Source organism: Cohnella sp. OV330 (assembly GCF_900112065.1).
Lineage (GTDB): Bacteria > Bacillota > Bacilli > Paenibacillales > Paenibacillaceae > Cohnella.
Genome location: NZ_FOKE01000022.1, coordinates 17827 through 37207 on the forward strand (window position 1 = coordinate 17827; position 19381 = coordinate 37207).

At 52.7% G+C, this 19381-nt stretch carries 29 protein-coding genes; 3 read left to right on the forward strand and 26 right to left on the reverse strand.

The genetic code is table 11. The annotated features are described in order from the left end of the window. Positions 1-20: 20 nt before the first annotated feature. The 26 genes from BM235_RS31115 to BM235_RS31235 all read right to left on the reverse strand — a co-directional run bounded on the left by BM235_RS31115 (position 21) and on the right by BM235_RS31235 (position 16665). Entirely contained in the window at positions 21-1334 is a 1314-nt protein-coding gene (locus BM235_RS31115; RefSeq protein WP_090118158.1) for a phage major capsid protein, read from the reverse strand. An 11-nt stretch (positions 1335-1345) separates the two neighbouring features. After that, positions 1346-1990, reverse strand: coding sequence for an HK97 family phage prohead protease (locus BM235_RS31120; protein ID WP_090118159.1), 645 nt, complete (start codon positions 1988-1990; stop codon positions 1346-1348). Further along, positions 1980-3236, reverse strand: a complete 1257-nt coding sequence (locus tag BM235_RS31125) for a phage portal protein (RefSeq protein ID WP_090118160.1) — start codon at positions 3234-3236, stop codon at positions 1980-1982. The genes BM235_RS31120 and BM235_RS31125 overlap by 11 nt, the downstream gene beginning before the upstream one ends. 14 nt (positions 3237-3250) lie before the next feature. Next, a complete protein-coding gene (locus BM235_RS31130; protein ID WP_090118161.1) occupies positions 3251-4945 on the reverse strand; it encodes a terminase large subunit in 1695 nt (564 codons plus the stop codon). Next, complete coding sequence (locus BM235_RS31135) at positions 4942-5268, reverse strand: hypothetical protein (protein ID WP_090118162.1); 327 nt, start codon at positions 5266-5268, stop codon at positions 4942-4944. The genes BM235_RS31130 and BM235_RS31135 overlap by 4 nt, the downstream gene beginning before the upstream one ends. A gap of 104 nt (positions 5269-5372) precedes the next feature. Beyond that, on the reverse strand, positions 5373-5678 hold the full coding sequence (locus BM235_RS31140; protein WP_090118163.1) for a hypothetical protein: 306 nt from the start codon (positions 5676-5678) through the stop codon (positions 5373-5375). Between the two features lie 12 nt (positions 5679-5690). Further along, positions 5691-6374, reverse strand: a complete 684-nt coding sequence (locus BM235_RS31145) for an HNH endonuclease (RefSeq protein ID WP_090118164.1) — start codon at positions 6372-6374, stop codon at positions 5691-5693. A gap of 1 nt (position 6375) precedes the next feature. After that, positions 6376-7122 (reverse strand): phage terminase small subunit, encoded by a 747-nt coding sequence (gene terS, locus BM235_RS31150; RefSeq protein WP_090118165.1) that lies wholly within the window; start codon positions 7120-7122, stop codon positions 6376-6378. A 271-nt stretch (positions 7123-7393) separates the two neighbouring features. Then, the gene (locus tag BM235_RS31155) at positions 7394-7984 is read right to left on the reverse strand and encodes a tyrosine-type recombinase/integrase (protein ID WP_158543682.1); all 591 of its coding nucleotides are present in this window, start codon (positions 7982-7984) and stop codon (positions 7394-7396) included. Positions 7985-8105: 121 nt separating this feature from the next. After that, positions 8106-8510: a hypothetical protein gene (locus BM235_RS31160; RefSeq protein ID WP_090118167.1), complete on the reverse strand. Its 405-nt coding sequence runs from the start codon at positions 8508-8510 to the stop codon at positions 8106-8108. A 105-nt stretch (positions 8511-8615) separates the two neighbouring features. Next, positions 8616-8960, reverse strand: a complete 345-nt coding sequence (locus tag BM235_RS31165; RefSeq protein WP_090118168.1) for a hypothetical protein — start codon at positions 8958-8960, stop codon at positions 8616-8618. Continuing rightward, a complete protein-coding gene (locus BM235_RS31820) occupies positions 8950-9291 on the reverse strand; it encodes a hypothetical protein (RefSeq protein ID WP_143106763.1) in 342 nt (113 codons plus the stop codon). The genes BM235_RS31165 and BM235_RS31820 overlap by 11 nt, the downstream gene beginning before the upstream one ends. Before the next feature lie 19 nt (positions 9292-9310). Further along, positions 9311-9514, reverse strand: coding sequence for a hypothetical protein (locus BM235_RS31170; protein WP_090118169.1), 204 nt, complete (start codon positions 9512-9514; stop codon positions 9311-9313). A 12-nt stretch (positions 9515-9526) separates the two neighbouring features. Further along, on the reverse strand, positions 9527-10465 hold the full coding sequence (locus BM235_RS31175; RefSeq protein WP_090118170.1) for a DUF3102 domain-containing protein: 939 nt from the start codon (positions 10463-10465) through the stop codon (positions 9527-9529). 33 nt (positions 10466-10498) lie between these two features. Then, positions 10499-12052 carry a PcfJ domain-containing protein gene (locus BM235_RS31180; protein ID WP_090118171.1) on the reverse strand — a complete coding sequence of 518 codons (1554 nt, stop codon included), beginning with the start codon at positions 12050-12052 and terminating at the stop codon, positions 10499-10501. A gap of 3 nt (positions 12053-12055) precedes the next feature. Next, complete coding sequence (locus tag BM235_RS31185; protein WP_090118172.1) at positions 12056-12382, reverse strand: hypothetical protein; 327 nt, start codon at positions 12380-12382, stop codon at positions 12056-12058. Beyond that, on the reverse strand, positions 12379-12774 hold the full coding sequence (locus BM235_RS31190) for a hypothetical protein (protein WP_090118173.1): 396 nt from the start codon (positions 12772-12774) through the stop codon (positions 12379-12381). The genes BM235_RS31185 and BM235_RS31190 overlap by 4 nt, the downstream gene beginning before the upstream one ends. Further along, on the reverse strand, positions 12771-12962 hold the full coding sequence (locus tag BM235_RS31195) for a hypothetical protein (protein WP_143106764.1): 192 nt from the start codon (positions 12960-12962) through the stop codon (positions 12771-12773). The genes BM235_RS31190 and BM235_RS31195 overlap by 4 nt, the downstream gene beginning before the upstream one ends. Before the next feature lie 107 nt (positions 12963-13069). Next, a complete protein-coding gene (locus BM235_RS31200) occupies positions 13070-13381 on the reverse strand; it encodes a hypothetical protein (RefSeq protein WP_090118175.1) in 312 nt (103 codons plus the stop codon). A 5-nt stretch (positions 13382-13386) separates the two neighbouring features. Beyond that, on the reverse strand, positions 13387-14232 hold the full coding sequence (locus BM235_RS31205) for a hypothetical protein (RefSeq protein WP_090118176.1): 846 nt from the start codon (positions 14230-14232) through the stop codon (positions 13387-13389). 55 nt (positions 14233-14287) lie between these two features. Next, positions 14288-14956 (reverse strand): hypothetical protein, encoded by a 669-nt coding sequence (locus BM235_RS31210; RefSeq protein ID WP_090118177.1) that lies wholly within the window; start codon positions 14954-14956, stop codon positions 14288-14290. A 92-nt stretch (positions 14957-15048) separates the two neighbouring features. Continuing rightward, the gene (locus BM235_RS31215; RefSeq protein WP_090118178.1) at positions 15049-15234 is read right to left on the reverse strand and encodes a hypothetical protein; all 186 of its coding nucleotides are present in this window, start codon (positions 15232-15234) and stop codon (positions 15049-15051) included. Positions 15235-15237: 3 nt separating this feature from the next. Next, a complete protein-coding gene (locus BM235_RS31220) occupies positions 15238-15735 on the reverse strand; it encodes a helix-turn-helix transcriptional regulator (RefSeq protein ID WP_090118179.1) in 498 nt (165 codons plus the stop codon). 124 nt (positions 15736-15859) lie between these two features. Further along, positions 15860-16213 carry a hypothetical protein gene (locus BM235_RS32810; protein ID WP_255374687.1) on the reverse strand — a complete coding sequence of 118 codons (354 nt, stop codon included), beginning with the start codon at positions 16211-16213 and terminating at the stop codon, positions 15860-15862. Then, entirely contained in the window at positions 16210-16425 is a 216-nt protein-coding gene (locus tag BM235_RS31230; RefSeq protein WP_090118180.1) for a CarB family protein, read from the reverse strand. The genes BM235_RS32810 and BM235_RS31230 overlap by 4 nt, the downstream gene beginning before the upstream one ends. A 12-nt stretch (positions 16426-16437) precedes the next feature. Then, entirely contained in the window at positions 16438-16665 is a 228-nt protein-coding gene (locus tag BM235_RS31235; protein WP_090118181.1) for a helix-turn-helix domain-containing protein, read from the reverse strand. A 150-nt stretch (positions 16666-16815) separates the two neighbouring features. Here BM235_RS31235 and BM235_RS31240 point away from each other — a divergent pair, with 150 nt between their 5' ends. Genes BM235_RS31240 through BM235_RS31250 form a run of 3 tightly spaced genes read left to right on the forward strand, consistent with a single transcriptional unit; the run spans position 16816 to position 19261 of the window. After that, the gene (locus tag BM235_RS31240) at positions 16816-17175 is read left to right on the forward strand and encodes a helix-turn-helix domain-containing protein (RefSeq protein ID WP_090118182.1); all 360 of its coding nucleotides are present in this window, start codon (positions 16816-16818) and stop codon (positions 17173-17175) included. A 14-nt stretch (positions 17176-17189) separates the two neighbouring features. Further along, positions 17190-17993: an ImmA/IrrE family metallo-endopeptidase gene (locus BM235_RS31245; RefSeq protein WP_090118185.1), complete on the forward strand. Its 804-nt coding sequence runs from the start codon at positions 17190-17192 to the stop codon at positions 17991-17993. A gap of 35 nt (positions 17994-18028) precedes the next feature. Next, positions 18029-19261 (forward strand): tyrosine-type recombinase/integrase, encoded by a 1233-nt coding sequence (locus tag BM235_RS31250; protein ID WP_158543683.1) that lies wholly within the window; start codon positions 18029-18031, stop codon positions 19259-19261. Positions 19262-19381 lie beyond the last annotated feature (120 nt).

Genomic DNA, 19381 nt, shown 5'->3' on the forward strand with positions numbered 1-19381 from the left:
GGCCTCACGGCCCCTATGATTTAGCTTGCTGCGCCCTTCTTCACGATGACGACGCCGTTCGGGTCGATCAGCTTGCCGTCGGCGATCAGGATCGCCTTATCGACCCACTCGTTCGTATCGTGGTCGTAGTAACGGAACATCGTCATCTGCATGTTGCTGTTGAACCCGTAGTTCTTCAGGTTGCAGTAGATGGCGACGACATCGCCCGTAGCAGCATCCGGGAACGGCGCGATAACGTCGTCCTCGACTTCGATGACCTCCTTGCCGCCAAAGCGACCTTGCGGGCCTTCCGTAATGCCGTAGTTGGTGCGGCCGATCGGCTGGCCATTATCATCGACCATGCCGTTGATGTAGCCTTCGAATGTTCCGGAAGCCATGAGGAACGTTGCGCCTGCCTTATAGGCGAGCGGCATCTTCGCGAAGACCATTTTCGACCATTGCTCCCAGTCCGCGAACTGGGCAGGCGTCATCGTGACGATCTGAGCTGCAGGAACGCGGCTGTCGGTCGTGATGCCCTTCGCCTTGCCGACGCCGTCTCCCTTGATGACGGACAGGTCGATGGCCTTGACCATGGCTTCAACGATCAGATCGATGATCGTCGTCTCGAAGCCATCGAGCGAAACCGTGTCGGCCAGCAGCGAGACGGCGACCTTGCACTCCAGGCCGAAGTACGTGAACGACAGCTTCGTGTTGGCCTGGACCTTCTGCTTGTCCGAAGGCGTCGTCTCCCCGATCCAGGTCGCAATCGGCTTGAGCGAGAGAATCGGAATGTCTACGCCGCCCTTCACGTTGAGCTTGCGGACGCGGCTGAACACCTGGCCATAAACCGTGATCTTGCGGATCACTTCGTTCAGGATCGTCGTCGGGATGACGGCCGACACGTCCGTCGTCGTGGTCGTCGCATTCGCCCGCAGCTCCGGCTTGATCTCGCCCGTCTTGGCGAACGCCATGAACGCGCTGCGATATTCCCTCGTTGCGAAGTAATCCTCCGGTTCGGCCGAGCGTTGTTGCTGGCCTGGTTGGCCGCCGCTCATGCCATAAGAGCCCATGACCTGCGCAAGGCCCGGATGTTGCTGGCGCTGCTCAGGCGGTTGTGCTGCACCGAGAGGAGCAGCGCCCGGCGTCGGAACACCGCCCGGTTGCTGACTGCGTTGTTCTTCATCTTCGATGGCCGTGATCATGCCCGATAGCTCAGTGATCTCGCCGTTCAGCGTCTCCATCTCACCGTTAATGCTCCGCAGCTCCGCAACATCCGTTGCGGCTTGGGACCGTGCGACCAGTTCCGCCTTGCGCGCTTGCTTGGCTTGAAGCATTTTCTTGAGCTTTTCTTTCATGTTGAATCACCTTAACCCTTCGCTAAAATTTGTGTTTTGAGACGCAAAACTTCGAGCTCGTTTTTCGAGTTATCCAACTGAGACCGGGCATTTTCCAATGCCGCCTCGGCGTTATCCAACGCCGCCTGGTCGCGAGCATTTATGTCAGTTCCCGAATAGGCCGGGAAGTTGACAGCGCTGACTTCGATGACGCGAGAGATCCGGGTAATGCGACGGGTCGGCATCTTCGAGTCGAGATTCTCCCACTTCTGATCGCCGATGAAAAAAATAAAAGACATCCCGTCGATGTCTCCCCGATTCACTGCGCTATATAAAGACTTGGAATCCGAATTGTTCTCGATGTCGAGGTTCGCCTTAATGTAAAGGCCAACGTCGTCCGTCCGCAGCAACATGGTCGAGTTACCGTTATTACGTCGACTGCGTGCGAGTGGAATCTTCTGCAGATCGTGATTGGTCGAAAACAGCACGTCGTCGAAGTTACAGCCATCGAATGCGCCGCGCTCGATGACCTCATAAAACCAATCGCCGATGGTCGTCTGCTGATCGTATACGGCGGCGTGGCCTTCGATGTACGTACCATCCTCGACGGCGCGAATGTCCGCGATCCCGAAACTTCGCTTGACCGCGCCTGGCGGCAGCTTGAGTTTATCCGTCATCCGGATTGTCTCCTTTCGTGGTGGCTTTGGTTTTCCCGGCCATCTGATAGGCGTTGACCAGGCGCACGTCGGCGTAGTTAAGCGATTGCGTCCGCCGGTCGCCGTCCTCGAGCGGCGGATATCCGAGAAGCGCAAGCTTTTGGTTGTCCGTCAGCAGCCCTTGTTCCCCCGCCGTCTTCAGCAGGTTTAACTTGGCCGTCGTCGACAGGTACATCATGTCCTTCTGGTAGAACACAAGCTCATTGCCGACGTCGAGCTCGCGTTCGGTGAAGATGGCCACGCTAAACGCCTGGCCTAGCGCAAGAACGATCGGCTCGAGCGTCCGCTCATAGAACGCTTGGTACTGCTCGTCCGTATAGTCGCCGTTGATGATCGGCAACGATACGCCGTACCAACGCAGAATCTTGGAATCCAGAAAGTTCAGCGTTTCCTTGTCGACCATTTTTGGATCCAAACTCAGCGGCACGTATTCGCCCTTCAGGTCGGTCGCGATGATACCCGACTTCCCCTCGTCGATCGACTTCTCGAACCTGGTGCGCTCCGCCTTCTGCGCATCCGTGTCCATCATGGTGTTGATCTTGAGCAGGCCGCGAATGGACATGCTCGTTTTGACGCCCATCTCCAACCCTTGCAGTACCGCGTCATTGATCTGCAGAACCTTAAGCAGCGCCTTATGATCCGGCTGGCCATTCGCGCCGCCGCCCATCAGGTCGTTCAAGCTGAATTTTCGACGAATATGAATCACGTCCGCATAACGAAGCGTGAAGTTCGTCCCCGACCCGAAGAAGAATTGAATCAGCAGCTCACCTGCTTCGCTCTGCAGAAAATCGACCCGCGTCGGGTTGAGCGGATAGAACGCACGGTAATACCGCTTGGTCATCCCATCGCCGACCTGGTAGACGTCGTAAATCGGATAGATAAATGCATTCTCGTTCAGGTAGAGCAACCAGATGATCTTCTCGAGGAAATCCTTGGTCGTCATCAGCTCATTCGGCGCGAATTTGAACAGACGATTGAGCGGCCCGTTCGGCTGCGACTGCATGCCGTTGCTGTCCGTCCGAATATGCTTGGGCTGAAGCTTGCTGATCTCGGTCGCGATCGCGTGAATGCAGTTCTGCACAACGTCCGAAGCATAGATGTCCTGGCCGAACTGGCTAAAGATCGGAATATAGCCGTTCAACATCTTGGCGAGCGTCGAACCCTTCGGCCGGCCGGCGAATCCCTTGATCGCACTGAGTAAACCCATGTCATCACCTCGCTTTACGCGACGAGCTGCAGAAACTCCGTCCGGTTGTCGATGTAGACCCGATAGACGAAGATGAGCGTCAGCGTTCCGTCGATTTTCTTATCTTCCTTGCCTTGGATCTTGACGGGGCGGATCTCCATCTTCCCATTCATCTCTACGGCTGTGTTTTCAAGGCACATGCGATCGATTGGGTGCTGATTGTAGTTGATCAGCTTGCTTTGCAGATCCGTCCGTACAAGCTTCATCGGCTCGGACAAACTGCCCCAGTCCTGACTGATTCGGACCATGTCGAAGCCGTGCTCTTCCATCTCCTTGACCCAGTAGACCGCCGACCATTTGTCATAGCCGATCTTGAAGAAGCGAATGCCATAATCCTTGTACAGCTTCACGAACCAAGCCGTGACATGCCGGAAGTCGTTCTCGTTGCCTTCCGAGACCGTGACCAGGTCGTTCGCAACCCATTCCTCGTATTTCGTCCGCTCTTCCTTCGACAGCGTCGGGATTTTCGCGGCCGGTATGAAATAACGCTGATAGGTGTACTTCTTGCCGCCCCGCATGAACATGGCCCGCGCCGATGCAAGGTCTCCCGTTCTGGCCAAGTCGACGCCGCCGATCGCGAACGCGCCGCGAAACTCTTCGAGGTCGAAGACGTCTTCGCTTCGCATATCCTCCTCGGTTAGCCACGCCGCTGCGTTGTTCTGCTTGACGTTGAAGTCTTTGGCCAGTACGAACGCCCGCATCTCTTGATTACTCCGCGCCTCTTCGATCATGCGGCGCAGGAAGCTCCGCTTTTTGATCGTCCCGAGTCCCGGGTTACTCTTCGTCCAGGAGTTCTCGTCCTGCCAAACTTCCTTTTCGCTGTCCTGCGTGTACAGCCAAATGAGCCAACGCGGTCGCTCGAGTTCCCCGTTCAGCACCTGCCGGGCTTCGACCATGCGGCTGTCGAGATATCCATCGTTCGTGAAGCCCTCCGTCGTGAGTTCAAAATAAAGAGGCTCGTCCTGGGTGGACAGAGCCTGACGGATCGGCATGACCGACGTATTGTCTTTCATCTCGTGCGCTTCGTCGACAGATCCGACGCCGATGTTCCGGCCTTCCTTCGCCCCAGTCTTAGCCGAGATCTTCCGGATGCTCCCTTTGTTGCGGAAGCTGAACTTTCCGGTGTGCGTCGGGCGCTTACGGTTGCCGAAGTAGATGCCCTTGATGTTGACCCGCGTGACGCGTTCGAGGGACGGTGACTCTTCGCGCATGGCGTTGATCGCCTGGAACATCAGGTCTGCCTGCTCATAGTCGTTGCTCGAGCACAGCAGCTTGACGCCTTCCGGCCCGCAAAAGAATTCGGCCAGGTTGATCGCGCCGATCAGCGGCGTCTTGCCGTTCTTCCTGCCAACGACGTACAGCACATCCTGGTAGAGGCGAACCCAGCGCCCGACCTCTTCGTCATAGATCTTGAACGAGTAGATCGTTTCGATGAAGGCTTTCTGGAAGAGCATCAGCTGGAACGGCTTGCCCGAGAACGGGGCCTCGTAGTGCTTGCACTTATTCTCGATGAACTTAATGCGTTTGTGCCCGTCTTCGGGTTCGAACCGGATCTCCGGATCTTCCAGGTTCGCAGTCAGGATGTCGAACATCTGCAGGAGTTCCTGGCCGACGACGATCTCGCCTGAGCGGCATTGCCTCATGTATTCAAGCAGGAACGATTCGGTCATTCGTACTCACTCATGTCGTCGAGGTCGTCGTTCGTATTCTTGCTAAGTACGCTGTTCAGCGTCTTGATGATGACCGCATAGCTGTTCGCGTTCTTAAGGTACTGGCGCGCCGCCTCGACCGGCTGCTGCAGTGTCGGCTTGGTCGGGTGGATTTTGACCATTCCCGTGATGTCGAGCGTACGGCGCAGCGCCATCTGCTCGGCGCGGAGGAAGGCCGCGTCATCGAGCAAGCCCTCGACGAGCTTCTTTTTGGACGGGTCCACATCTGCGAAGATCTCGTCCAGCTTCTCGCGTTCTCGGCGTAACACTTCGCTTTTTTCCAACGCTTTTTTCCTCCGATCCGATTTCGAATTTTGGGGCGTGTGTGCAAAAAGGGTCCCCAGTACGGTCATGCTCTGGTTAAAAAATGACGGCACCCGGGGGGGCGTCAGTCCAAGGCGCTCGGGTACTTAGCGAAGTGCGATCGCGTCAGCACTGTCTTGCAGTAACGGCAGTTCTTACCTCGCGACTCGCGACTGCAATTGAAGCAGTAATAGGCATCCCGTTGAGGCTTGGAAGCCCCCAACAATGCCCTCCACCATCTTCGCATGCTCTCTTTCTTGTGGACCTTGCGCCGGTATTCCTGGATCGTGGCGTCCAATACCCGGAGATACTTTTCATCTCTTACATCGTAGGTCGCCATCCGGTAATGATGTTCAATCAGCGCATTGCAGATGATCCTGTCCTTATGCATTCAACACACCTCCTATTCCCTGTACTGGTCGAACCATTTGTCGATATACCTCTGCCACTCATCCTTACGGTACCGCAGGTTCTCGTCGGCTTCGAGGCGGCGAAGGCATTCCTCTTGACTCGCCTTACAGTAAACCAGCTCGGCCCCGAGATCTTCCGCCAGCCGTTCGCGCTTGAACTTATCCGCATAGCCGCCAACAATCCAGGCGTTCGCCCATTTTCCCAGGCGCGTGCGAATTTGATCGAGCAGCAGGTTCTGCACAGCGATGACGTTGCTGAACAGACCGTCCGGCTTATCGTAGTAAGGTAGACCCGACACTGCCCCGTACAATCGATCGATGTCGACAATGAGATCGCCGCGCTTGGCGCGCTGCCTGAGCAGTGTCGACTTGCCGGATAGCGGAGGACCGTATACGAGGAAGACTTCTTTTATATGCTGATATCCGAAGCGCTTGTGCTCCATGTTATGACATTCCGCGCAGATCAACTCGACGCGATCCGGATTCAGACTGATCGAATGGTCATGCACATTCTCAGGCGTCAGCTCGATCTTGTGATGCCCGATCAGTTCGATCGACTTGGCCACCAGGCGTCCGCATGCTTGGCAGCGCGGGCCGCGTTCCAGGATCAGCCCCGTGCGAAAGTTCCGCCAGAGATCAGAAGCATAGAAGGTATTCAAGATTGCGTACTTGGCCATATCACCATTCCTTTGCTTCGAGGATTCGAAGCTCGGCCTTCATCTTGTCGATGCGAACGCGTTGCTCCTCTTCGCCTAGCATCCGTGCTTCGATCTTACAGAGAAGGTCGACGAGCTTGGCCTTCTTGTCCTGCACCCGAGTCAGCGCCTCTTCGATCGCTAAGATACGCTCGAGCTTGCTCGTCTTCTTGACGGTACGATCGACCTCTTCCGGCCCGAACCCCATAACAGGAATGAACTCGAGCATGCCGTCTTCGTCAAAGGCCGGTTTCTCGCCGAACTTCTTTCGAATGAACTCGTACTTGCTGACGACATCCGGGTCATCCCAGCCGTTCATGATGTCGGCCCGAAGCTTTAGCATCCGGCGTTCGCGCAGCTCCAAGAGGCGGATCTCGTTCTCGACCTGCTTGATCGGGTCGGTCTCGACGGCCATCAGCCTGATCTGCTCTTCCGGCTCCAAGGCATCCATCCAGATCGTCTCATACTGCCCATGCGTCAGGGCGTTCTTGTTTCGCTCAGGAGCGCCGCCGCCCTTGTTGCCGATGGCGTTCTTGTTGCCCTTCGGAGCTCCCCGACGTTTCGGCCCTGGATCGGGTCGTTCCTCCCAATTGTCGATATGCTTCCACTTGCGAACCAGGCTGGACTGAATCCCTAGCTCTTTGGCGATGGAGGACAGCTTTCGCGTCCGATTGCCTTCGCACCAGAGTTTGAACGCCTGTTCCCTCAGCGGGCTTTTCTCTCGGCTCATGGCATCTCACCGCACCCCCTACGAAGTATTTGAATGGCATCGAATCCGCCGTTCACGGAGGAATTGAGTTTGTTTTCACACTTTTTCCCACCATTTCCCAAGTGTTACTAATGGACGATGGTCATCCGCCCGTCAACGAACCTCATTTTCTCCTAACTTCTGGCTATTGAGTGTTACACAACCCTAATTCTGTTGCACTCATGGACAGACGAAAACTTGATGAAATCAAGCTTTTTCTCTTCCCCATTTCCCGAGTGTAACAACGGCCGGATTATGTATAACTCAGCTCCATAATTGCGGTGTCCATCTCGTCTTGCGTGAGGCCCAAATACAGCAACGTGGTCGTCATATCCTCATGTCCGAACATCTGCATTAGTAACGCTAGGTTGCGCGGATTGGCTTGGTATAGATGGTAGCCCCACGTCTTCCGCAAGGTGTGACAACCGATCTGTTTGACCCCGTGCATCCGTCCGACTTTGTTCAGCATGCGATAGGCCGTAACCCGACTGATCGGTTCCCCGACAGCCCCGGTCAACGTCTTTCGCTGCCGGCCGGCGAACAGGTAATCGTCATCGTCCATTCCCTGGATGTAACTTTGGAGGTCGGCTGCTATCGAGTGATGGATGATGAACTTCTTCTGCTTTCTCTTTTTCCTTCTGGCGTTCCGTGTCTTCTGCGCGACATAGTCGACATGCAGGTTGTCTCGAACCGTCCCAGCTTGAAGGTTAAGCAGATCCGATACCCGAAGGCCTGAATAGAAGCCAAGGCCTGCGAACAGATAATCCCGCGTGTTCGTCATCTTCAGGTAGGAAATGATCGCTTCGACCGTCGTTTTGTCCCGAATGGGCTGCATTTCGTTCATGCGTCGTTCACCGGCCCCGACTCCTCTCTGCATCAGGTACGCAAAAAGGACGCCCCGACGGGACGTCCTCTCGCGATTCGATATGGTGTTTTATGGGTAATTACTTACGATAACGATAATATCACGTTTTTACGATCTCGGTGTTGCACGATTGTATCATCGTCTTCTTCATATTGCTGTGTACCCTGCGGATATGAATGTACGAGTACCCCGTTTCAATCGCAATTTGCTGCAAGGACAAGCCCTCGATTTCTTGCATATAGGCAATTTTGTGATGCAAGCCAGTGAATTGGCTCAAACGTTCACGGATTTTTTTTACTAGCTCCCTTTTGAGTTCGAGCTCCGTCTCTAACGCTTCGATCCGTTCGCGAAGGTTGTCGTACCGGACCAATGCTTTATCTAGCGGCATTTCATGGCCAACGATTTCTTTTGCTCTGTTCCGCATCAGCTGGCGCTGGACGTCACCCAGTAGCCATTCGAGCAGCTCGATCTCTCCGAGCAAGTCTTTATACGATTCCACGATCATACACCGGCACCCCGCCTGTTTATGTTATAATATGGGTACAGGTGTTTGGTTCTGATCATCCCCCGGGCCGTTCCAGCGGCTTACCGGGGGATTTTTTATTCTTTACTAGATTGCTGACGCTGCTTCCGAACTTTTCGTCATAATTTCGCCATTATAGAACTTTCGCCGGCCCACGTCTTTCGGAAACAGGCCTGTTCGATCGTACAGCGGAATATAGCGATGCTTCTTATCTGTTGTGCCAGTCCCAGCAGCTGCCGCATAACGGAATGCCGCTGGCACCGCGTGCTCATGATGGATAATCGGGACGCCAAGCTCTTTGCTCCTGGACCGCGTCAATAGTATCGCGAACTCGTACGGCATCTTCGTCCATCGTTCGGAGGCCGGGATGTAATACGGCAGGCCCGATTCAATGACTTCCTCTTTCGTATACCATCCCTTTTCATTCGGCATTTCTACTTCCCCTTTCTTTGACGTATTTCTCCGACCATGATCCTTCATATGAGCTCCTCAGAGGAGCTACCACGGCTTCTCGCTCCATTCCTTCCAAGGTTCGAAGGTCTCGAACGTTGTAAGGAGACATAGCGCAGGCAGGATCGAATTCAATAACGTTGCGACCACTTCGATTCACGCGACGCCTTGCAGGAACGGCATCGTGCGCCCAGGCTGTACCGTCACGAACCTGGGACACGATGACTTTGTTTCCTTGCTTCAGTCCGATTTTTACTTCGCATACCGAACCCGGCTTTATGGACAGTTCATCTTGAAAGAAAAAGAAGAACATCTTGATCTCCCCTGAAGGGTTAGCTTATGCCCTTCGCCATTCTCTTTTGCCGCGATCGTTCTGCTTGTTCCTTTGCGGTCAGGCCGCGCCAATATACAACGCATTTGCCTCCCGGTCGCTTCTCAAGCCGGGCAGCATATTTCTTGAGCTTGTCCTCAAGAATGGCCTTCCCCATTGATTCCGAAAGTTCGAGGGAAGCGAACTCTCCGCTTTCAAGTGCCATGGCTAGACCTCCTTAGAGCTTCCCCTTCATTTTGTCGATCGTCTTCTTAACACCGTCGCGGTATTTTGCGGCCTCTTCCGGATTTTCCTTACCGACTTCTTCGATGACGCTGAGCAAGTCGTTAAAGTCTGAAATCAGGACATTGAAGCAGATCTCAAACCGGATCGCATACTTGTTGTCATTCTTGGCCAGCTGTTGCTGTTGCTCGATGACCTGGCGCTTCAGCTCTTCCATCTCGAGCTTCATGGCTTCCGGAATGACTTCCTTGACCTCGACCTTCGGCACGTCGATCGGCTTGGATTTAAGCTGAGCTTCTAGCTCTTTAACCTTGGCCTTTGCTTCGGCGAGTGCGTCCTTCGATTTTTGGAGATCCGCTTTCGCTTTTTCTGCAGACTTATCGTCCTTAGCTGCAAGCGCAAGCTCTAGATCCGCCTTCATCTTCTCGGCTAGTTCCTCATGCTGCTTCGACTTGGCGGCGAGTTGCTCGTTCGCCTGCTCCAGCTTCTCGCGGGCCTTGCGTTCGGCTGCTTCTTTTTCCTGCGCTTCCTTCGCCAGGCGCTGGGCTTCTTCTCGCTCTTTGATCGCCTTTTCCAGGTCCCGAGTCGAGATATTTTCGATGTCGACTTCGACCGCGAACTGCTCTCGATCTTCTTCCGGCAATGCCAGCAGCGCGACTGCCTGGGTGACGCCGATATTCCCAAGCGCCTGCGTTTTTCCGCCGTATTCCGTCGCCAGCTTCATGAGGTTCTGAGCCTTGGACTGAGAATAGTTGACTGAATCGGCCAGCCACTTTCCCCATTCGCCGTGCTTGAGCTGCCCTTTGGCTTCGATCAAGCGCTCGCCGACTTGTATCGCGCTATGGAGCACATAATTCCGGGTTTGCTCCGTAATGATGTTGATCTCGCTGGTGATGGTTTCGATCGTGCGAAGCTCTGCTACTTGCTGGGTCATGGAAATACCTCCGCCGTGTGCGCCGGCCGCTGATTATATGGCAATGCCCTGTTGGGCTTTAACCGTGATTCTTGTTTGTTTATTGAGTCGCGCATTCTCAAAGGCGGCGACGAAAAGCTTCACTTCATCTGTCGTTGCGCAATTACGGAAGCCCCGGGTTTGAATGATCTCACCTTTCTGGATCTCCATCGTGAAGAACGGCTTGTCCGGCTCCAACTTTCGGCGAATGACCAGGATGTCGGTCTTTCCGTTGGCATATCGGTCGATGTAATTGCCGACGCAGTGCTGGAGCTTCTTTCCCTCCTCCACGAGTTCATCGGAGCTCGCGGCGGCGCGGATGGTCAAAGGCCCAAGTTCAAAAGCATATCGTTCAAGCCGTTGTTTGCGATCGGCGATTTTCTGGTTCAGTAACTCAGATGCCTTCGCCTTAACTAGGCCGATCGTATTTTGATGCGCGGCATGGAGGTAGCCAGGAAAAAGAATACGTTCGTCCGAGAGATCCATGCCGAGGTTTTCGCAATCGGCGATGTAGTCTTTCCAATGAATCAGGACCTCTTCGAGTCGATGGAAATGTTCTTTGCGTGGTTGCTTGGTGAATTGCCTGAGTAGGTAGGCGTTCGCTCGTCGGATGTTCGTGTATTTCAAAGCTTTTTTTAAATCGCTGAATCGATGTTCGAACCGTTTCGCGATCTCGTTGAGTTCGTCAAGCGATAGCTTTGAATTGTCCTTCTTCGAGATCTGCATCAGGCGAATTGTGAGGGCGGATATGCCCGATCGGTCCTTAATGCTCGTCAGTTCCCTGAATTGCTGGCCATCAAGCTTAAGTACATCTCGAATATTTGTTGCTTTCCAATCGATCGCTCCGAAGGTTAATCCGCCATAGAGCTTCGCCGATACAAAATACTTCATCTTCATTTTTGTCAGCAGTTCAATGCAAGGATGCTTGCTATATAGTGCGAAATACTTTGTCCAATCGTATTCGTCGTACGCCTTCCATTCCGAATATTGGAATGGTGTCCCCTTGACTGCTTTTTCGATACTTTCTTTTGAGCATTCGCGAATCGCCCAAGATGCATACTGCGGAAACTCTGAACGGATGTCTTCGCCCTCGCGTTTGTACCAACTAGCCCAGTGCTTCTCGTACATGATGCTGCCATTCATTCGAAACAAGAACATGGCCGTTGTCTCGCACCTTGTCTCGACCGTTCGGAAGTCTCCTGTATAATCGCGGCAGACGTAGATTCCGCGAGCCACGATCGCCTGGGGATCAATGGCGGATTTCTCGTAATAAACGAGATAGCCGTTATTCTTCAGTTTCGATCGGGATACCCCCGTCGCTCTAACATGGCACTCCGAACGGCACTGCACGCATTTGGCAATCATTCCGTGTTTCAGCGCCCCGTCCGTCATATGATTGCTTTTGCAGTGCGTACAATGTGCGAATTGGATGCCCTTCACCTTCGGGTTGATGAACAAGTACCGACTATCGATCAAGACGACGTTGGTCGCATAGTCCCGTATCTCCTTACTTATCTCCGGGTCGAAGTGCTGCGAGAAGAGACGGAACTCCGCGCTCTCTTTTGCCATGACCTACACCCCCAGCACGTCATTTAGCGATAAACTGAGGCCCTTCTCTTCCCTGGCCGGCTTGTCCTCAATGCCGAAGTATTGCAGCACCGCCGCATATCCCTGCTCGGGCGTCAGCATGGCGAAATTGCCCTTCTTCTTCTTTTCCGCCACCTTGCGCATCGCCTCGAGGCTGCCGGTGATCGTCTTCCCGTTCGCGTTCAGTTTCTCGGCATCATCAGGATGCTTGGCCAGACGATCCAGCAGGTATTGGCCAATGACCTGAACGTACTCATTTTCTTTGTTGCCCGTCATCTCGGCCTTCAGCTTGGCCATCGCTTCGTATTTCATTCTTCTGCTTCCCCTTTCTTGATTTTGCTCATAGCCATTGATTCATGGATTCGATTCGATAGACCCCATTTGCGGACATAACCACAAAGCGTACTGTAAGCGACACCTTGCCGCTCGGCGATCTGCACCCGATTCATCCCTTCAACACGCATCCGCAGGTACATTGCCTTCGTGAGTTTGTTTTGCTGGGGCCTCCCGCGTAGCGATCCGAGCCCGGGCTTGTCCGGTTGGCTTTCGGACTTTGGTTTCGGTCGGTTTGCGTATGGTCCTTCGTGGATTCGGACCATCGATTTCGGTTTGTCGATTCGGACCGGATTTCCCAAATTCATGCCGGGAACGTAGTTCGCGACTTGTTCGGGCGTTAGCTGATAGACCTTGATGTCTGATATCATGGCGTTCCCTCCAACTTCAAGCGCTCGGATGCATTCGGCTCTCGCCATCCGACAAACCCGTTTGGCCGGTCGTGGATTGCTCCGAGCAGCTGGCGGTCGATGACAAGCATGATCACTTCGGACAGCGGACGTTCGGCAAGCTTGGCGATAATCTCGACACTCAGTCCGCTTTTCCACAATTCATCCACACGATGCACATCCCCGAGGTCCCATGTGAAATCTAGATCCTCGCATGCTGTGTAGATATTCCGACGTCGGTGTTTGCAATCGGAATGTATGAACATGGCAACCTCCTTCAAAGCGATATCCTGGCCAGCAAATTGGCAACGACCTTTGCATGCGGCGCCAGGTATCGACGCTTCACATCCTCGAACTCTTCATGCGAATCGTATGCGCAGCGCTCGTCCAGCATCGCCGTGAACTTGTAGCCGGTCGTCGAATACTTCAACATCACGCCTGCGCTTCGGATCACCCAAAAGAACTTGAGTAGCTCGAAGCCTAAGTGCTTGTCCGCCATCCCATGCGTCTGGCGGAACAGATCGTCCCACAACATGGAATCCAACAAGTCGGGGCGCGGATCTTCAAGCAGGAAGGTTAAGTCCTCCATGTCTCTCAGCTCCGATCCAAGTTTTGGGCCAATTCTCGCAGCTTCTTGCGTTCATCGTCGGATAGCTGCTTCGGCGGCGCTTCCGTCTTCACGACGTCAAGCTTGGGCTTCGATGGACCCGATCTGCCGGCAGACCATCCGCGATCGCCTGTTCTACGGCTACCGCTCGACGGCGCGCTGCCCGGCTCGGGTATCTGAAAAACGTCAGAAGCCTTGGTGAAACCCTGGGCGATCCAAGTATTAAGCGTCCGCTTGGCGTAGTTTACAGACTTTCCCTCACCGACCTTCAACGCTCTTTCGATCAAGTCGGGCGCGACGACGCCAATGTACGAGAGAATGTCGTGTAACCCCATAACGCCGCCTTGGATCTTCATTTCGTTGAACAATGTCGTCAGACGATCCTTAATTCTTTCTTTCTCTTCAGGTCTTAAAGCTTTAAGGTCAAGATCTTTAAGATCTAAATCATTAATTAATGCCGCACCTTTTACCTCAATGTTTACCGCATGTTTTACCTCACGGTTTACCTCACGTTTCACCTCATGATCTACCTCAATATTTGAGGTAGAATGTGCGGTAAATGGAATAATCCGATACTTGCCTGCCTTCTGCTTGCCCTGGGAACGGTACTCGATCCGCCCGCGCTGCTGAAGAATGTTTCGATGCTTGCTCAAGGTGTTCTCTGTAACGCCAACCTTTGCCATTAATAGGGGATTGATCACGAGGAACCACTCTGGCCATCCGCTCTTTTTTGCAAGTGCCATTAAATGCACCCACAAGGTCTGTGCTGATGCGTCCAACGGATTCGTTTCCAACCAATCGTGGAAGGCGTTGAGTTCTTGTTCAAAGTTCATTGCAGGCTGATCACCCCCTTGCTGCCCTTGAAGAGGGCGACGCCCTCAGCGATGATTAATCGTAGTCGTAGTACGTATCGATTCTGTTTTCATCGATGATCAAACGGCTTCCATGCGCGTAAATCTTGAATAGGTCATTTCCGATCCCATGAAGACCCCACATGATCGTTTTCGTCTTAATTTCCTCGTCGCCGATCCGCAATGCCGACAGCGTTCCATCTTCGCGAACGAGAACCTTATAATCGCATTCATATTTGTCCTTGCCTGGCTCCGGATCGAAATGAATCCAAGTAGAAGAATAGCTCGTACCATCGTTGTGATAAGAGAAGTTTTCGCCGTCGTGTTCACGATCTTCGTTCGCGTCTGCCTTCCATTTGTTGATGAGTTCGGACAACTTGTATTCCGGCTTAACGTCAGCTAGCAAGCGATCCATTTCTTCTTTGATCCGTTCGGTACCTTGGATGTGTGTAACCTGATCGAGCTTTTCTTTAACTGCCTTGAGAACGAGGGTGTTATACGAGGGGATACCGAGCTTGTCCAGGTTAACGGCAAAGAGCTCCTTCAGCTGTGTTTTGAGAGACTTGGCGAAGTCGCTGTAAGAACCGAGGACATCGCTCACGGTGGATTCCACCGTCTTCTCGACATGCTTGCGGACGATCTGCGCGAATGTTCCGTCATTGTGGATCTGCTCGAGAGCAGCGTTTGCCAATTTGTTAAGATCCATGAATATAGTCCTCCCGACCGCCAATATGGTATAATGACGGTGTCATGTATTTTTTGAAGCGACTCTCCGGGGCCTAAGCCGAAGGGTCTTTTTTATGCAGCGTCTTGGTGGACGCTGTCAAGCTCCTGCAGGTCTTGTTTGTGCTCCGCGATAGAGCTGGACAGCCAATCAATCGCGGCGTCGCGCAGATCCGGGTCGGCGGTCGGCTCCTTTGAAAGTCGATGACGCATGACGACAAGCTCGCCGATCCGCAGCAAAAGCTCGGTTCGCTTCGACATTGGCTATCTCTCCCCCCGTTTAACTTGCTGTTCATGCTCGGTTGCGAGCTCGTCCCGATCGAGACCGAACTCCTCCTCTAAAACGCCCTGAAGCACGGCGGCGTGTTCCATAACATCGCGGATTTCATGCCAAACGCGTTCAGCGCTTTCCTTACGTTTTTGTTTATCGATATGCTTGGCCAAACTAAGACCTCCTAACGCTTCCTCGAGGTCGTCGACTTCCTTCAACATTTGTTCTTTGAGCGCGGCTGGATGAAGATCCAGAGTTGGCACATCGCCAAGCAAATTGCTGAAATAGCCATTCGTCCGTTCGTCAGCGATTTCAAGAGCCAGCTTCCAACTATGCCGGGCCATAGAAGCTTCGTACACGGCCGGAAGCTCACGCTCCCCGTTCTCTATCTTCGAAAGCGTTGTGCGATCAATCTGTACATGCTGCGCATATGCTTGTTGAGTCAGTTGGCGTCCAACGCGATCGGCCCGAATTGCATCTCCGATCGACAAATGCTCCGACCTCCAATATTTGAGGCAAATTGCCACATAAACGGAATTGAATTGTGGCGAGCCTTGGAATTAGAATAAGTTCATACCCCGCCTGACTTGCCCGCCGATCCGGTGGGCTCTCTTTTTAGAAAGGGGATTGTTCATAAGCGTCTCGAGCCTCGCCGATCGTCTTGAAGTCGTACATACCATGAATGGCCCGAGTCAAATTGCGAATCTGTTCGTGACTGAGGCCGATCTTCTCAGCGGCTAGGATCGCGTAACCGAGGCAAGCGTTATTGGACCACTCGGCGGACTGGAAGGTTTCTCCCGTTTTGATGCCGTGGCGATATGCGGAGGCTGCGAGTTGGCCGACGAAGTCGATCATGGCGATCTGTTCTCCAGGGATACCGTCCGGGAAGAACTTGCTTTGAAAGTCATGGCGAGCTTGCAAGTCAACAGATACGCTGTCAATACGGGTTGTCTTCATGATGTAAGTCATTGGGCAATTCCTCCTTTGTTTTTGCGGAGCCAGTCAAGGGCGTCGGTCCAGATGATGCGCGCTCCGCGGCCTCCGAGATTGAGCACCGGAAAGCCCGGTTCGGAAGCGAGGTCGTAAGCGGAGCGCCTTCGAATTTTGAGGCGCTTGGACAATTCAACAATTGTGATGACTTCAGGGGATGGAATGGAAACTGGGGGCTCTTGCGTACTCACATCTACTCCTCCTTATGCGGTGTGATTCGCATTAACTTCGCGTATCGCGTAGCGACTGGGCAAAAAAATTTCATCTTTGCTTTTTTTATATACCTTCGCTATTGCTTCTGCTCGTTCCGGACTGACATGACGTTTGCCGTTCTCAATCTCGGAAAGATAGCCTTGAGGAATGCCGATTTCTTTTGCGGCTTCCACGATTGTTAGTCCTGCATTTAATCTCGCGTCACGTAATGCGCTCATTTCCCACCTCCCATAACTTCGCGATACGCGATGTCATGAGATGAATATACTACGCATAATGCGATGTGTCAACGCATATTGCGAAGTTTTCTATTTTAATTATCATTGTTCGCATTTCGCGAAGTATAATCAAGGGAGGTGGTGATTAGTTTGTTTCCGAAAAGACTACGGGAACTGAGGAAAAGACAAGGACTAACTGCAAAAGAATTTGGTTCGCGCTTTTCATTGGCTGAATCGACCATCTCGGGATATGAAACTGGCGCAAGAAAGCCTGACCTAGAATTGATTGAAAAATTTGCCGACTATTTCGAGGTTTCGGTTGACTACCTACTAGGACGTTCCAATTCTTATATAGATCAACCAGGGTACTCCAATGATAAGAATGTAAGCAACGAACCTGAAGTGCAGTTTATAATGAGGGCAAAGCAAGAAATGTCCCCAAAGGCATATGCTAAGTTTTTAAAGTTGGTCGAACAGGCCAAAGAAGCATTCGATGATGAAGAAGACTAACTGGAGCGATCGAGATGATTCCTTTTCCAAGACTTCTACACCCTCGCTTCACTCTAGCCGCACGATCTGCACAGGCTGTCCTGCGTGAACTCGGTAATCCGGAGCCGCCAATTAATATAGAGCCTTATCTTAAAAAAATGAAATGGCGATTGAAGTACGAGGAACTCCACGGTCCGGATGGGTATATGATCAAACTGGTGAAAGGCGGAAAGGTGCGCTACACCATCTATCTAGCCACCGATTCCGATCCAGATTCCCCGTATGACGTGGAGACAATACAGAAGAGGCAATTTTTCACCGCTGTGCATGAACTTGGTCATATCCTGCTGCATGGAAACTTTCTGTTGAACAGTCATGAAAGCATGAATGCCATCCCCGAGGAACTGGCCGGCATATTGGAAGTCGAGGCGCATTGGTTCGCGAGCAAGCTATTGATGCCGAACTATGTATTCCGCCAACCATCGGACCTTATTCCCGAGATCCTCGCCAAAAAATGCGGCGTCAATATAACGCCTGCGATTAAGCGATTATCCAAACTGGATAACAACATACGCGAAAGCCTGACCACGAGCTTTCGTCTCGATAAGTACGAGAAGCTGCCCACCTGGATTGACGATCCGCACAGCATTTATTGCGCGTCGCTTAAGTGGGACTCCATTCACCAGGCCTTAAATGCCAGCAAGCGACGCCGTTATATCTGCCCGAAGTGCGGATTATTCCACGGCGATCATAACATATGGGGACCTTATTGCATTGAATGCGAAGAGCCGGTCAGACTGGTAAAGTTCCCGCAAGAGCGTTATTATTTTTTTACATAAATACCGAACATACGTTCCTTTTGGAGGTCGATCATATGCGAGGCACCGTTACGAAGAAGGGAAAAAAATACTATATCGTCTTCACGGTTAAGGACGAAGACACTGGCAAGTGGAAGGCAAAATGGATGCCTGGAGGCTACGACTTAAAAAAAGACGCCCAGAAGGCCCTTCCTGACCTTCTGAGCGCGTTAATGAAGGGGACCTATGAGGAACCTGTTCGTTTAGATCGGAACGTTGAGGAGCTCATGACAGAGTTTTTAAAAGACAAGCGCAAGCAAGTGAAGCACGGAACGTGGTTGGCTTACGATTGGCTGGTCCGAAAGCATATCGTTCCGCACCTTGGCTCCATGAAGGTCCGGAAGCTTCATCCGGACGATCTACACGCCCTTTATCACAATACCCTGTATAAAGAGCTAGCGGCTGCATCGATTAAGAAGGCTAATGTAATTTTGAATGAAGCCCTGAAACGAGCGCCGGAATGGTCAATTGAAAAACGCGAAAAAGCTTCATTTTTGAAGCTGCCGCAGGGTAAAAAAAGCAAATTCAAGGTTTGGAACGAGAAGCAGCTGCGTCTCTTTATGAAAGCTGCGGAGTCTGATCAATATTCGATCGTGTTCGAGCTAGCTGCAAACACCGGCATGAGGCAAAGTGAAATTCTCGGCCTTCAATGGGACGATGTCGATCTGGAGGGTCAAACGATTTCGGTTAGGCAGGCATACACGAAAGCCGAAGTCGGGCATGACATGGATGACACGAAGAACGATTCTAGCGAACGGTCGATTGCACTGTTCCCGCAGACGGTGGCCTTACTTCGAAGGCACAGAGAAAAGCAAATTCAGGAGATGCAGGATAACCAGGCCTTCTATCAGGATCATGGCCTAGTGGTGCAAACAAGCGTCGGAACCCCTCTAGGGCCGCGCAACCTGGCGCGGAACTATTATGCCATACTCGACCGCATCGAGCGGAAGCAAACGGAGAGAAAAGAAGCTGGCCGGCCATTTATCGACTTCAAGCGTATTCGATTCCATGACATCCGCCATACGCATGCAACCATTTTGTTAAAGCGCGGCGTGCACCCTAAGATCGTGCAGGAAAGACTTGGCCACTCCAGCATAACCGTGACGCTCGACACCTATTCACATGTGCTCCCTAATCTTCAGGCGAGTGTTCTTAGAAGCCTCGGCCCTTCAATCTTGGGCGTATCTAAAAAGAAGTCACCGAAGGATGCAAAAAACAAAGACGAAAACCCCACCTTAGAAAAATCTTAGAAAAACGATCTTCGGGCATGAAAAAGGCGCGGCCCCGAATCCCGGGAAGCCGCGCCGTTACTGGATTGTTTATGGTGCTGATGAAGGGATTCGAACCCCCGACCTACGCATTACGAATGC

Bases quoted from the DNA above. Each gene is read 5' to 3' on its own strand.
- BM235_RS31115 (WP_090118158.1), bottom strand. From the start codon at position 1,334: ATGAAAGAAAAGCTCAAGAAAATGCTTCAAGCCAAGCAAGCGCGCAAG.
- BM235_RS31120 (WP_090118159.1), bottom strand. From the start codon at position 1,990: ATGACGGATAAACTCAAGCTGCCGCCAGGCGCGGTCAAGCGAAGTTTC.
- BM235_RS31125 (WP_090118160.1), bottom strand. From the start codon at position 3,236: ATGGGTTTACTCAGTGCGATCAAGGGATTCGCCGGCCGGCCGAAGGGT.
- BM235_RS31130 (WP_090118161.1), bottom strand. From the start codon at position 4,945: ATGACCGAATCGTTCCTGCTTGAATACATGAGGCAATGCCGCTCAGGC.
- BM235_RS31140 (WP_090118163.1), bottom strand. From the start codon at position 5,678: ATGCATAAGGACAGGATCATCTGCAATGCGCTGATTGAACATCATTAC.
- BM235_RS31145 (WP_090118164.1), bottom strand. From the start codon at position 6,374: ATGGCCAAGTACGCAATCTTGAATACCTTCTATGCTTCTGATCTCTGG.
- terS (WP_090118165.1), bottom strand. From the start codon at position 7,122: ATGAGCCGAGAGAAAAGCCCGCTGAGGGAACAGGCGTTCAAACTCTGG.
- BM235_RS31155 (WP_158543682.1), bottom strand. From the start codon at position 7,984: ATGAACGAAATGCAGCCCATTCGGGACAAAACGACGGTCGAAGCGATC.
- BM235_RS31160 (WP_090118167.1), bottom strand. From the start codon at position 8,510: ATGATCGTGGAATCGTATAAAGACTTGCTCGGAGAGATCGAGCTGCTC.
- BM235_RS31165 (WP_090118168.1), bottom strand. From the start codon at position 8,960: ATGCCGAATGAAAAGGGATGGTATACGAAAGAGGAAGTCATTGAATCG.
- BM235_RS31820 (WP_143106763.1), bottom strand. From the start codon at position 9,291: ATGTTCTTCTTTTTCTTTCAAGATGAACTGTCCATAAAGCCGGGTTCG.
- BM235_RS31170 (WP_090118169.1), bottom strand. From the start codon at position 9,514: ATGGCACTTGAAAGCGGAGAGTTCGCTTCCCTCGAACTTTCGGAATCA.
- BM235_RS31175 (WP_090118170.1), bottom strand. From the start codon at position 10,465: ATGACCCAGCAAGTAGCAGAGCTTCGCACGATCGAAACCATCACCAGC.
- BM235_RS31180 (WP_090118171.1), bottom strand. From the start codon at position 12,052: ATGGCAAAAGAGAGCGCGGAGTTCCGTCTCTTCTCGCAGCACTTCGAC.
- BM235_RS31185 (WP_090118172.1), bottom strand. From the start codon at position 12,382: ATGAAATACGAAGCGATGGCCAAGCTGAAGGCCGAGATGACGGGCAAC.
- BM235_RS31190 (WP_090118173.1), bottom strand. From the start codon at position 12,774: ATGATATCAGACATCAAGGTCTATCAGCTAACGCCCGAACAAGTCGCG.
- BM235_RS31200 (WP_090118175.1), bottom strand. From the start codon at position 13,381: ATGGAGGACTTAACCTTCCTGCTTGAAGATCCGCGCCCCGACTTGTTG.
- BM235_RS31205 (WP_090118176.1), bottom strand. From the start codon at position 14,232: ATGAACTTTGAACAAGAACTCAACGCCTTCCACGATTGGTTGGAAACG.
- BM235_RS31210 (WP_090118177.1), bottom strand. From the start codon at position 14,956: ATGGATCTTAACAAATTGGCAAACGCTGCTCTCGAGCAGATCCACAAT.
- BM235_RS31215 (WP_090118178.1), bottom strand. From the start codon at position 15,234: ATGTCGAAGCGAACCGAGCTTTTGCTGCGGATCGGCGAGCTTGTCGTC.
- BM235_RS32810 (WP_255374687.1), bottom strand. From the start codon at position 16,213: ATGACTTACATCATGAAGACAACCCGTATTGACAGCGTATCTGTTGAC.
- BM235_RS31235 (WP_090118181.1), bottom strand. From the start codon at position 16,665: ATGAGCGCATTACGTGACGCGAGATTAAATGCAGGACTAACAATCGTG.
- BM235_RS31245 (WP_090118185.1), top strand. From the start codon at position 17,190: ATGATTCCTTTTCCAAGACTTCTACACCCTCGCTTCACTCTAGCCGCA.
- BM235_RS31250 (WP_158543683.1), top strand. From the start codon at position 18,029: ATGCGAGGCACCGTTACGAAGAAGGGAAAAAAATACTATATCGTCTTC.